General features: G+C 75.3%; 5 protein-coding genes. 2 read left to right on the top strand and 3 right to left on the bottom strand.

Going from position 1 to position 6,862, the window contains the following annotated elements; all coding sequences use genetic code 11:
- The first annotated feature begins 51 nt into the window (after nt 1-51).
- Nucleotides 52-2,043 carry an AAA family ATPase gene (locus AC0CYZ_RS14015; RefSeq protein WP_472216300.1) on the top strand — a complete coding sequence of 664 codons (1,992 nt, stop codon included), beginning with the start codon at nt 52-54 and terminating at the stop codon, nt 2,041-2,043.
- A 51-nt stretch (nt 2,044-2,094) separates the two neighbouring features.
- On the opposite strand, the gene glmS is transcribed toward AC0CYZ_RS14015, so the two are convergent.
- The 3 genes from glmS to AC0CYZ_RS14000 form a co-directional block, all read right to left on the bottom strand.
- On the bottom strand, nt 2,095-3,909 hold the full coding sequence (gene glmS, locus AC0CYZ_RS14010; RefSeq protein ID WP_472216298.1) for a glutamine--fructose-6-phosphate transaminase (isomerizing): 1,815 nt from the start codon (nt 3,907-3,909) through the stop codon (nt 2,095-2,097).
- A 9-nt stretch (nt 3,910-3,918) separates the two neighbouring features.
- On the bottom strand, nt 3,919-4,176 hold the full coding sequence (locus tag AC0CYZ_RS14005; RefSeq protein ID WP_472216296.1) for a hypothetical protein: 258 nt from the start codon (nt 4,174-4,176) through the stop codon (nt 3,919-3,921).
- A 224-nt stretch (nt 4,177-4,400) separates the two neighbouring features.
- Nucleotides 4,401-5,537 carry a citrate/2-methylcitrate synthase gene (locus AC0CYZ_RS14000; protein WP_472216293.1) on the bottom strand — a complete coding sequence of 379 codons (1,137 nt, stop codon included), beginning with the start codon at nt 5,535-5,537 and terminating at the stop codon, nt 4,401-4,403.
- Between the two features lie 56 nt (nt 5,538-5,593).
- Here AC0CYZ_RS14000 and AC0CYZ_RS13995 point away from each other — a divergent pair, with 56 nt between their 5' ends.
- Nucleotides 5,594-6,742 carry a citrate/2-methylcitrate synthase gene (locus AC0CYZ_RS13995; RefSeq protein WP_472216291.1) on the top strand — a complete coding sequence of 383 codons (1,149 nt, stop codon included), beginning with the start codon at nt 5,594-5,596 and terminating at the stop codon, nt 6,740-6,742.
- Nucleotides 6,743-6,862 lie beyond the last annotated feature (120 nt).

Raw genomic sequence — 6,862 nt, 5'->3', positions numbered from 1 at the left:
GCCGCGGACGGGCACCCTGGAGGAACATCCGTTCCCCTCCAGGAGGTCTCCGTGCCCGACTCCCACGACGAGGACCGCGGCCGTCCCGCGGACTCACTGCTCGAGGGGCTCGTGGGCCGGCTCGTCGACCTCGACCTCGGGCTGCTGTTCGGTGATCCCGGCCGCGACGACGACCGCGAGGACCAGCGCCGCGACGACCGCCGCGAGCCGGGCCCGCGCGCGGACGGCACGACCCGCACCGACCCGTCGTCGGGACCCGGACCGTCCCGCCCGCCGCGGCGCACCCCCACCCTCGACCGCCACGGCCACGACCTCACCGCGGACGCCCGCGCCGGGCGGCTCGACCCGGTGATCGGGCGGGACACCGAGATCGCGCAGGTCGTGGAGGTGCTGGCCCGGCGCACCAAGAACAACCCCGTGCTGCTGGGCGAGCCCGGCGTCGGGAAGACCGCGGTCGTGGAGGGCATCGCGTCCCGCGTCGTCGAGGGCCGCGTCCCGGAGGCGCTCGTGGGCGTGCGGATCGTGTCGGTCGACCTGGGCGGGATGGTCGCGGGGACGAAGTACCGCGGCGAGTTCGAGGAGCGGCTGAGCGGGGTGCTCCGCGAGGCCTCCCACCCCGACGTCGTGCTGTTCGTCGACGAGCTCCACATGATCGTCGGGGCGGGCGCGGGCCACGAGGGCACGATGGACGCGGCGTCGATGCTCAAGCCCGCGCTGGCCCGCGGCGAGCTGCGGCTGATCGGCGCGACGACGACCGCGGAGTACCGCCGGCACGTCGAGCCCGACGCCGCGCTCGCCCGGCGGCTCGCGACGATCACCGTCGAGGAGCCGACGCCCGAGCAGGCGCTCGCCGTCCTCGACGGGACCGTGGCCCGGTACGAGGCCCACCACCGCGTCGTGCTGCCGCCCGCGACCCGGCGGGCCGCCGTCGAGCTGACGACGAAGCACGTGCACGACCGCCGGCTGCCCGACAAGGCCCTCGACGCCCTCGACCGCGCGGCCGCGCGGGTGCGGACCCGCAGCTCGGAGCTGGGCGGCACCGACCGCCCGACCGTGACGCCGAACGACGTCGCGCAGGTCGTGGCGGACACGACCGGCCTGCCCGTCGCCGACCTCACCGATGACGACCGCGCCCGCCTGCTGGACCTCGACGTGCGGGTGCGCGCGCGGGTCGTCGGGCAGGACCCGGCGGTGGCGACGGTCGTCGACGCGGTCCTCACCGGGCGGGCGGGCCTCGCCGACCCGAACCGCCCGGTCGCGTCGCTGCTGTTCGTGGGCCCGACGGGCGTCGGGAAGACCGAGCTCGCGCGGGCGCTGGCGGCCTCCCTGCACGGGTCGGAGAACGGGCTGATCCGGTTCGACATGGCCGAGTTCGCCGAGGCGCACACCGTCTCGCGGCTGACCGGGGCGCCGCCCGGGTACGTCGGGCACGACCGGCCGGGCGAGCTCACCGAGGCGGTGCGGCGCCGGCCGTCGAGCGTGGTGCTCTTCGACGAGATCGAGAAGGCACACGCCGACGTGGTGGCCGTGCTGCTCGGCATCCTCGACGCGGGGCGGCTCACCGACACGCACGGGCGGACGACGTCGTTCACCGACACCGTCGTGATCATGACGTCGAACCTCGCGGCGGCGGAGCTCAAGGTCGCCGGCGACGACGTCGAGGCGGCGCGGGAGCCGGTGATGACGGTGCTGCGGCGCTCGCTGCGCCCGGAGCTGCTGGGCCGCATCGACGACGTCGTGCTGTTCCGGCCGCTGTCGGGGGAGCGGCTCGTCCAGGTCGTCGACCTGCTGCTGACCTCGACCCGGGAGCGGCTGGCGGCCCGGGACGTGACGCTGCGGGTGACCCCCGAGGCCCTCGCGGTGCTCGCCGGGCGGGCCGACCCGAAGGCCGGGGCGCGCGGGCTGCGCCAGGTCGTGGCGCGTGAGGTGGAGCGGCCGATCGCGCGGCGGATCGTCGCCGGCGCGGTGCCGGGCGGTGCGGAGGTCGTCGTGGACGCACACGGGTCGGTGGTGACGCTCGAGGTAGGTGCCTCCGGCTCGTGAGCACTTTCCCGTGTCATAGGACGGAAAAGTGCTCACGAGCGCGCAGCGCACCTACTCGACCGTCACCGACTTCGCGAGGTTCCGCGGCTTGTCGATGTCGCGGCCCAGCGCCGCGGCGCAGTGGTAGGCGAGCAGCTGGAGCGGGACGCCGAGCAGGATCGGGTCGAGCTCGGGCTCGAGGCGCGGCACGCGTAGGACGGCGTCGGCGAGCCCGTCGGGCAGGTCGGCGTTCGTCACCGCGATCACCGGGCCGCCGCGGGCCTTGATCTGCTCGATCGTCGAGACGTTCTTGCTGACCAGCTCGTCGTCGGGGACCACGACGATGCAGGGCATCGTCGCGTCCACGAGCGCGAGCGGGCCGTGCTTGAGCTCGGCGGCCGCGTAGGCCTCGGCGTGCACGTAGGAGATCTCCTTGAGCTTCTGCGCGCCCTCCCGCGCGACCGCCGACCCCCGCACCCGGCCGAGGTAGAACATCGAGCGCGCGTCGGCGTACTTCCGCGCCACCGCCGCCACCTCGGCCTCGCCCGCCAGGGCCTGCTCCACCGCCTCGGGCAGCCGCCGCAGGCCCTCGACGAGCCGGGTGCCGTGCGCCGAGGACAGGTCGCGCACCCGCCCGAGCAGCAGCGCGAGCAGCGCGAACGACGTCGTCATCGAGCTGAACGCCTTCGTCGAGGCCACCGAGACCTCGGGGCCGGCGTGGATGAACATGCCCGCCCCGCACTGGCGCGCGATCGCCGAGCCGATGACGTTGACGCACCCGACGACGCGGCCGCCCTTACGTTGCAGCTCCTCCACCGCGGCGAGGGTGTCGATGGTCTCGCCGGACTGGCTCACCGCGACGTAGAGCGTGTCCGGGTCGACCAGCGGGTTGCGGTAGCGGAACTCGCTGGCCTGCTCGGCATCGGCGGGCACGCGGGCGAGCTCCTCGACGAGGGCCGCCCCCATCTGTCCGGCGTACAGCGCGGATCCGCAGCCGAGGAACGTGACGCGACGGATCCCCCGCAGTTCGCGCGGGTCGAGCCGCAGCCCGTCCAGGCGCGCCGTCGCGAACCGGGCGTCGAGTCGGCCGGCCAGCACGCGGTGCAGGGCGGCCGGCTGTTCGTGGATCTCCTTGGACAGGAAGTCCGGGTGGCCGTCCAGGTCGTAGGCGTCGTCGTCGACGTCGACGGTGGTCGGCGGGCTCAGCCGGGAGCCCTCGTAGCCCGTCGCGGTGATCGTCGCGAGCTCGCCGTCGGCGAGGAACACCACCTGGCGGGTGTGCCGGACGAGGGCCGCCACGTCGGAGGCCACGAACATCTCGCCGTCGCCGAGCCCCAGCACGATCGGGCTACCGTTGCGGGCGACGACGAGCTCGTCGGGACGGCGCGCGTCGAGCACGACGAGCCCGTAGGTCCCCTCCACCACGCGCAGCGCCTCCCGGACCGCCTCCTCGAGCGAGCGCGACTCGTCGTCGGCCGAGGCCTTCGCGATCAGGTGCGGCAGGACCTCGGTGTCGGTGTCGCTGGCGAACACCACCCCGTCGGCGATCAGCTTCGCGCGCAGCTCCTCGGCGTTCTCGACGATGCCGTTGTGCACCACCGCGATCCGGCCCGCGGCGTCGGTGTGCGGGTGGGCGTTGCGCTCGCTCGGCTCGCCATGGGTGGCCCAGCGGGTGTGGGCGATCCCGACCTTGCCGGGACCGGGGTCGTCACCGATCGCGGCCCGCAGGTCGTCGACGCGCCCGACGGCCTTCGTCGTGCGCAGGGTCTTGCGGTGGGCGACGGCGATGCCGGCCGAGTCGTACCCGCGGTACTCCAGGCGGGCGAGCCCCTCGACCAGGATCCTCGACGCCGGTCGGGTCCCGACGTACCCCACGATGCCGCACACAGGCTGCCCCTATCCGTAGACGATGCGTCGCAGCTGCCGTTCGCTGACCTCGCCGGACCGCACGGGCCGCGCCGCGAGCTCGGACGCGATCACCGCCCAGATCTCGGCGTTGCGCCGGTCGCGGGACTGCAGCTCCCGGTGCCGTCGCCGGACGAACTCCTCGGTGGTCTCCGAGAAGTAGGCGACGACGTCGGCCACCACGCGTGCGGCGACCGGCCCGGACAGACCCGTCGACGCCGCCACGTGGCGGACGAGTTCCGGGTCCATGACGACGAGCCTGCCCGCCTTCGTCGATTCAGGCCAGTTTCCTGCCCGAGATCGGGCAGGGATCGACCGCATCGAGCGTCGGGGGTGCGGGGCTGAGTTCCGGCGAGGGGCGCCCCTGAGCGGCTCTACCGACCGATGGTGCCCATCGCTCAGAACGGACGCCGGCCGGGCGTTCCGGCGAGGGGCACTCCTGAGCGGCTCTACCGAGCGATGGTGCCCATCGCTCAGAACGGCGTCGGGCCCACGTAGCGCGCCGACGGCCGGATGATCGTCGACGACGCCGCCTGCTCCAGGACGTGCGCGCACCAGCCGACGACGCGGCTGACCGCGAACGTCGGCGTGAACATCTCCCGCGGGATCCCGGCGAGGTGCATGACGACGCCGGCCCAGAACTCCACGTTGACCCGCAGGTCGCGGCCCGGCCGGTGCTCGGCGAGCAACGCCTCGGTGCGCTCCTGCACGGTCTCGGCGAGCGCGACGATCTCGCCGCCGGGCCGGTCGCGCAGCTCGCGGGCGACGTCGCGCAGCAGCACCGCGCGCGGGTCGACGGTGCGGTACACCGCGTGCCCGAAGCCCATGACGCGGTCGCCCGCGGCGAGCTTCGCGCGGACGTAGGCGTCGACGCGCTCCGGGGCGCCGATCTCGTCGACCGCCTCGAGGGCACGGTCGGGGGCGCCGCCGTGCAGGGGGCCGGCGAAGGTGCCGAGGGCGGCGACGACCGCGGAGGCCACGTCGGTGCCGGCCGAGGCCGCGACCCGGGCGGTGAACGTCGAGGCGTTGTACCCGTGGTCGATGGTCGCCACCAGGTACTGTTCGACGGCGGCCGCGGCGGCCGGGTCGGGCTCGGCGCCGGTGAGCAGGTACAGCCACGCCGCGGCGCCGTGCAGGTCGTCGCGGGGTGCGACGGGCTCGAGCCCCCGACGCAGCCGGTGCAGCGCCGCGAGGATCGTCGGGGTCGCCGCGACGACGCGCAGCGCGTCGGCCCGGCGCGCCCGCGGGGTCGCGCCCCACACCGGCGCGAGACCGTCGGCGGCCCCGAGCGTGGCGAGCGCGGCGCGCAGCCCGGCGAGCGGGGCGAAGTCGGTGCCCGCGCCCGCGAGGGTCGGCAGGATCGCGTGCACCGCCCCGGGCAGCTCCCGGCGCTCGGCGAGCTCGGCGCGGAACCGCGCGAGCCCCGCCGCGTCGGGCAGCTCGCCGTCGAGGACGAGCGCCGCGGCGTCGTCGAAGGTCCGCGTGCGGGCCAGCTCGACCGCGGAACGGCCCCGGTAGTGGTAATAGCCCTCGTCGCCCCGGACGTCGCCGATGGCGGTGTCGCTGACGGCCACCCCGCGCAGTCCGGCGGGGACGGTGTCGATGGTCATGACGCCGACGATGCGCTTGCGCGATCAATGCAGTCAATCTTGATACGGTCAACCTCGTGGCGACCCTGACGACCGCCGAGGCCGCGGCCCGGCTCGGGGTGAAGCCCGAGACGCTCTACGCCTACGTGAGCCGCGGCCTGCTCACCTCCACCCGCGGCACGGGCGGGCGGCCCAGCACGTTCGACGCCGCCGAGGTGGACGCGCTCGTCGCGACCCGGGGTGCCGCCCGCCGTCCCACCGGCGTCGCGGAGACGATCACGACGCGGCTGACGCTGCTCGCCGACGACGAGGTGTACTTCCGCGGGCACCGGGTCGCCGACCTCGCCCGGACCGAGACCCCGGACCGCGTCGCGGCCCTGCTCTGGACGGGCGAGCTCGACGCCGAGCTCGGGGAGCCGGACCTCGACGGCGTCGTCGGGCCGGTCCGCGACCTCGTCGCCCGGATGCCGGGGCGACCACGCCCCACCGACCGGCTCCGGGTCGCCGTCGCCACCCTCGCGGCGCTCGACCCGTGGCGGTTCGACCTCGAGCCCGCGGCCGTCGTCGCGACGGCGATGCGGTGCCGGCGGGGAATGGTCGGGGCGCTGGGCGAGGGTGGGCTGTGGCCGGCGCTCGCCGGGGACCCGACGGCTCCGGAGCCGCCGGAGGTGCTGCGCACGGCTCTCGTGCTGCTCGCCGACCACGGGCTGGCGGCGTCGACGATGGCCGCGCGGGTGGCGGCGAGCGCGCGGGCGCACCCGTACGCGGTGGTGTCGGCGGGACTGGGGGCGCTCGACGGGCCGGTGCACGGGACGGCGAGCACGGCGGCGTACCGCTTCCTCGCCGAGGCGCTCGAGGACCCGGAGGCGGCCGTGGCCGAGCGGCTGCGCGCGGGGGAGCGGCTGCCCGGCTTCGGGCACTCGATCTACCGCGAGCGCGACCCGCGGACGGCGGTGCTGCTGGAGCTGATCGCCGGGACCGACGCGGCGGCGCTCGTCGAACGGCTGACGGCGGCGGTGGCGGGGCGGCCGGGCGTCTTCCCGAACGTCGACCTCGCGCTGGCGGCGGTCCAGCACGTCCACGGGATGCGCGCCGAGGCCGGGGAGGCGGTGTTCGCGGTGGCACGCACCGTCGGGTGGGTCGCGCACGCACTCGAGCAGTACGCCGACCCGGGGTTGCGGTTCCGGGTGGAGGGGGCCTATGTGGGTGCGCGTCCGCGCCCGTGAGCACTTTCCCGTGTCATAGGGCGGATTAGTGCTCACGAGCGCGCAGCGCACCTATGAGGTGATGTCCTTCCGCCGGAACCACCACACCGCCGTCACGCCGAACGCCGTCGCCCACACCAG

It is taken from the genome of Actinomycetospora sp., from assembly GCF_055612215.1.
Note: the sequence above shows the minus strand (reverse complement) of the source record. Positions and strands in the feature narration are given on the sequence as shown.